This window comes from bacterium (genome assembly GCA_023135785.1).
Classification (GTDB): domain Bacteria; phylum CAIJMQ01; class CAIJMQ01; order CAIJMQ01; family CAIJMQ01; genus CAZNJA01.
On the sequence record JAGLSL010000036.1, the window covers coordinates 1 to 5,434 of the forward strand.

At 38.3% G+C, this 5,434-nt stretch carries 4 protein-coding genes; all 4 read right to left on the reverse strand.

Annotated elements, in window-relative coordinates; translation table 11 throughout:
• Positions 1 to 62: 62 nt before the first annotated feature.
• Complete coding sequence (gene pyk, locus KAS42_03175; protein ID MCK4905230.1) at positions 63 to 1,100, reverse strand: pyruvate kinase; 1,038 nt, start codon at positions 1,098 to 1,100, stop codon at positions 63 to 65.
• Between the two features lie 98 nt (positions 1,101 to 1,198).
• Positions 1,199 to 1,654, reverse strand: a complete 456-nt coding sequence (locus KAS42_03180; GenBank protein ID MCK4905231.1) for an adenylyltransferase/cytidyltransferase family protein — start codon at positions 1,652 to 1,654, stop codon at positions 1,199 to 1,201.
• Between the two features lie 514 nt (positions 1,655 to 2,168).
• Positions 2,169 to 4,559, reverse strand: coding sequence for a glycosyltransferase (locus tag KAS42_03185; protein MCK4905232.1), 2,391 nt, complete (start codon positions 4,557 to 4,559; stop codon positions 2,169 to 2,171).
• A gap of 6 nt (positions 4,560 to 4,565) precedes the next feature.
• On the reverse strand, positions 4,566 to 5,434 hold an 869-nt coding region (locus tag KAS42_03190), incomplete at its 5' end, for a pesticidal protein Cry7Aa (GenBank protein ID MCK4905233.1).

Consider the following 5,434-nt stretch of genomic DNA (forward strand, 5'->3'; position numbering starts at 1 on the left):
GAGGCATTCTGCCTGATTCTTGGTAGAAATTACCGTTGTCCTTGACAGGATTCTTCTTGGTTTCAAAAAGATGTGTGAAATTTTTGCGGCGGATGTTTTAAATATCCTTCAGTAAATTTTATTATATCATTCATCATACTGACCGTCTGGACAGGGTATTTACCGACAGCCGATTCAGCCGAAAGCATAACAAAGTCAGTCCCGTCTATTATAGCGTTGGCTACGTCCGACACTTCTGCGCGGGTGGGGCGAAGATTTTCCGTCATACTTTCCAGCATCTGTGTTGCGGTAATGACGAATTTCTTGGCTCGGTTACATTTCTCAATAATCGTCTTCTGGATAATGGGAATTTCGTAGATAGGCAATGACACTCCCATATCTCCGCGCGCTATCATAACCCCGTCAGAAACTTTTATTATTTCATCAATGTTTTTTATCCCTTCCCTACTCTCTATTTTGGCAATTATCTTGCAACGCGAGTTTTTCTCGAGCATATTTCTTACATCTAAAATATCGTTCTTCGTACACACAAACGACTGCGCGATATATTCCACGTTATGCCTTTTGCAAAAGAGTATATCTTGTATGTCTTTTTGGCTTATCCCGCCAAATTGAAGTTTTGCGCCTGGGATATTTATGCCTTTATGTTCTTTAAGCAAGCCGCCGACTATTACTTTTGTCTTAAGGATAGTCTCAGTTCTACCAATTACTTCCAGAGCGATATTGCCATCGTCTATGAATATATATTGTCCGTTTTTTATGCTGTTTAGCGAACCTTGATAATCGAAAGGAATTTTTTCATTCGTGCTTTTTATCTTTTCTTGGGTAAGCCACAAAATCCGGCGTTTTTTAAGTTCAACAGGCGCGGATAGTTCTCCTACTCTTATGCGGTGGCCTTGTAAATCACCGAGAAGTTTTATGCGTCTGCGGTATTTCTTATTTAAAAGCCGAACAAGTTCTATTTTATGGAGCAAATCCTTCAAGCTGCCGTGGGAAAAATTCAGCCGTCCGACATCCATACCCGCAAGCATCATTTTTCTAAGAACCGTTTGATTTGAAGACGCCGGGCCGAGTGTGCAGATTATTTTGGTCTTAACCATAAACTTAGTATATAGTGTTGGGTATATAGTGCTTCTATTACAACTACAACATTAAATCAAGTGTAAGAACACAGCATTGAGTATTTAGCATCAGGATTTTATTTATTTTTAAGCAACGTTGAACTTGACTGTATTTTCTCACCGCCTACCATTTCAACTATTTTTATTCCCAACTTATCACATATTGCCTTTTCGGGAATGTTGCCTATCGTTCTGTCGCCGCCTTGAGCAAATATGTCGGGTTTAACTAATTTCAAAGTTTTAATGACACTTTTGTCTTTGTCTATGGACAGGAGCGCTTTATCAACATATCTGATAGATGAAACTATTTCCAGACGCTCTTGCTGATTCATAAAAGGTTTACTGCCTTTTAACTTGACCTGTTTGTCGTTGTTGACTATAACAATAAGACAATCTCCGAGTTTTTTTGCTTCTTTAAAATATCGAACATGTCCTTTATGCAGCGGGTTGAAATAGCCTGACAGACAAACTGTCCCACCTGCTTGTTCCGATGTTACATTAGGGCGAGCAGGTATTTTTTTACAACAGGTCATTTTAAAGGTCTCCTTTTTTGAAAATAATAATTGTTAGCGATTCCCCCTCTTTTCCCATGAATCTCCCCGTGCTAAAGCACAAGGATTCTTTATTTTTTCAGAAATTTCCCCCGAGGAATTCGGAGAATTCCCGGGACTTTGGTCCTCGCAATTTTTTAAATTGCAGAGGGTCCAAAATTTTCCGATACTCTGCGGGATAATCGTCACGCTCACCTGCTCGCCTCTCGGCGAAGCCGAGGGCTTGCAAAGCGGGCAGATAGCATCTAACTTTTTTAATGCCGATGAATCGGCAACTACAATAAAATAATGAAATTAGAAATATAATGGAAATAAATTGAAATGTATTGAAATACATTGTCGCTATCATTAGTTTTTTGAAGTTGTAATATGTAATTTTTTTTAGTTTTCAATCCTTTTACAACATATATCTACTATATTTCTACCGCATTTCTATCGCATATCTTTTTTTAATCATGCCGTTCAATCAGCAACTACTGTCGAAAATATGAAATTGTTAACGTTCATCCTCTTTTCCGATTAAAGCAAGTCTTGCTAAAAGATAGGATGTAGTAGATTCTGATCCCTGATTGAGATTGATATGACTTTCGCCCAAACCGTCATAACATCCGCCCGTAGTCCTGTCATAAACCACCTGTTTAATGCTGTTATCGCCCAAAAACCAGTTGAACGCCTCATTCATAAGTTTTTTATAAAAATCTTTTCCGATTACAGAATATGCAGTAGCAAGAGCACAGGTCATTGCCGATGTATCTTCCGGCTGTTGATCAAAATAACGGCGTTTCCCCATTCTGTGATGCCAGCCGTCCTGACCTATAGGCATATATATTCCGTCTATAAAAGTATGACTTATCAGAAAATCCAGCGTCTTTATGCCTGTATCAAAGTAGTCGCTATTACGGGTATATTCATATCCTAAAATAAGCGCTTCCGGTAAAATGGCATTGGAATAAGTAAGATAATCTTCAAACCACTGCCAATCTTCAGAAGATACCCCGCGATAAAGCGATACCAGTCTGTCACAAAGAACAATTAATATCTTTTCCGCCTTGACTCGCCACTCGTCATTCAATCCTTTTTCTTTCTCGTCTTCTGCCCGACGAAGCGGATGCAGTAAAGACGAAGGCTTTGAACCAGATATGTCCAAACCCTTACCTTCAATTTCTTTAGTTCTTTTTAAAAGCAGACAAATCCCTTTTATATAAAAAGCAGTCGCTCTGGGAGATTCAAACATTTTATGTTTTTCTATTCTTTTCTTTAACAGAGAGAGAGCTTTGTTTTTTATGTTTGCAGGAAGGGAAGCAACCGAAGCGGCAACCGACAGTGCCCACATAGCCCGACCGTTAGCATCATCAAGATTTTCTTTCTTGCCAAGCTCAATATCTATCGTTCTGTCGGCTTTTACATAATTATGGAAGATACCTTCATTGCCACCTTGCCCCTCCGAGTTAGGACCTAATAAAAACTCTATGAAATTCAAATATATTTTCATACGATTGACTATCTCAGTTTTTTGTTTATCAAGATAGGGTTTCTTAATAGATCTGCCGAGTTCGTCATAGTATAAGCATACAACTATTAGAGCACGGACATTGTCATCAAGTGTATAACCCGACGAGATATCAGGTAGGGATAATTTTGCAAATTGTATGATGCCGAAATCATCTGTCAGGCGAAACATATGACTAAGATTAATACGGGGGATTTTTTTGTATTCACTTAATTTAGAGATATCACTTGAATATTTAGAGAACAATTTTGAGTACTCAAGCGCAACATTATCCCATGTCATCTTGCGAGTCCTAAAATAGGCATTTTTCCCAAGCTGTTCTCTTAGTTTGGGCTCCTTAAGAAGTTTTATTATAGCTTCGGCGTAAGAATCAGAGTCTTTAAAATTTACCAATATCCCTGTTTCGGAAGTTACTAATTCCTTGGCTTGCGCAAAAGGTGTGGAAACTACCGGGCGACCTGAACCCAACGCATAGGAAAGCGTACCTGAAACAGCCTGATTGGGGTCAAGAGATGTTGAGATATAAAGGTCTGTCGCCTTTAAACATTGAAGCAATTTGTCAATGTCAGCATATTCATTATAAAAGTTCACGTTGGAAGAGAGATTAAGAGCGCGGACTTTTTCAATTAAGAAATTACGATAACTTTCTCCTTCTTTTTTTAGAACTCCAGGATGAGTAACCCCCAAAATGATATATACGAAGTCAGGATAAGCTTCAACTACTTTAGGAAGCGCCTCTATAACATATTCAATTCCTTTACCTCTGCTCAAGAAACCAAAAGTCAAAAGGTTTGTTCTTTTGAAAAAACTTAAAACATATTTCTGTTTTACATGAGAAGTATAGTTAACCGAATGAATCCCATGAGAAATTACTGAAATCTTTTCTTCGCCAATGCCATATTCTCGGTTCAGTATTTCTTTTGAAAGGTTGGTCATTGCTACAAGACCGCTTGCTTTTTCTGCTATAGAACGGACTATGTCGTAAAGTTCACTATTGGGCGAAGGCAAAACGCTGTGGAAGGTTATAACAGACGGTTTTTTAAGTGTATCCAAAAATGCAAGAAGGTAAGAGCCATATTCTCCTCCAAAAATGCCGAATTCGTGCTGTATATTGACAAGTTTCACATCATCCATTGCGTTGATTTCTTCGGCGGTTTTGACATATTCCTGCTGAGAATTCTGATCTATTTGGAAGATAACTTTTCTCGAATAGTTATAACGCGATATATCATCTGTATTGACCGCAGCTATCCTGGACTCAATAACAGATTCAAGCAAATTATCCATTGCATCCGTAAGGTCTGCGGTAAAAGTAGCTATGCCGCATTCTCTCGGAGGGAAAGTAGATAAATATACGATTTTAAGAGTATTTTTCATTTTCGATTAAATATTACTTTTATTATTTTTAAGTTCTGTTAAAAGTTCTTCAATCTCTACGGACTTTGCAGCTATACGTTTATCGGCCGCGCCGTAATATATGTATAATCTGCCGTCTTTTTCAATCGTTCCCGTAGGAAAAACAACGTTGTTAACATCTCCCTGTTTCTCCCATTCTTCGCTTGGGGAAAAGAAAGGACGTTTTAAACGCGCAATAATTTTAGTCGGGTCATTAATATCCAACAGCGCTGCGCCGGCATGATAAATTCTCCCCTTGCGCGAATCCTCTACGGCGTGATAAATCAAAATCCATCCATCTTTTGTTTCAATAGGCGGACAACCGCCTCCGATGTTTCTGCTTTCAAATCTGGACACAGAATCAAGAATAATATATTCTCCCAAATTTTTAAGATAATCCCTCCAATAATCATCTGTTAGCTCTTTGAAATCATCAAAATATATCACCTGTATTCCCGGAAGTATACGGTGAACAAGCGCAAATTTATTGTTGATTTTTTTGGGAAAGATAAAAGCATCCTTCTCCCAAAGAAGAATGTCATCGCCTTGTCTGTGCCTTATATATGATTCAAATATAAAATATTTTTCTCTAATCTTTATCTCTGAAGAACCAAAGAGACTGCCGGCTTCGGCATAAGTAATGCGGGGAGAAATTACTCCTTGCTTAGTAAAATTTACAAGGTCAGTGCTTGTAGCATAAGCAATAAGTGCATTTCTCCTGTCATAAACGGTATAAAAAAGATAATATATCCCATCAAGAAAAACTATTCTCGGGTCTTCAATACCTCCTTTTTCGTAATCGCGCTCTGGGGAAATAACGGGCTCGCTAAATCTCTTTACAACCTTATTATCTACCA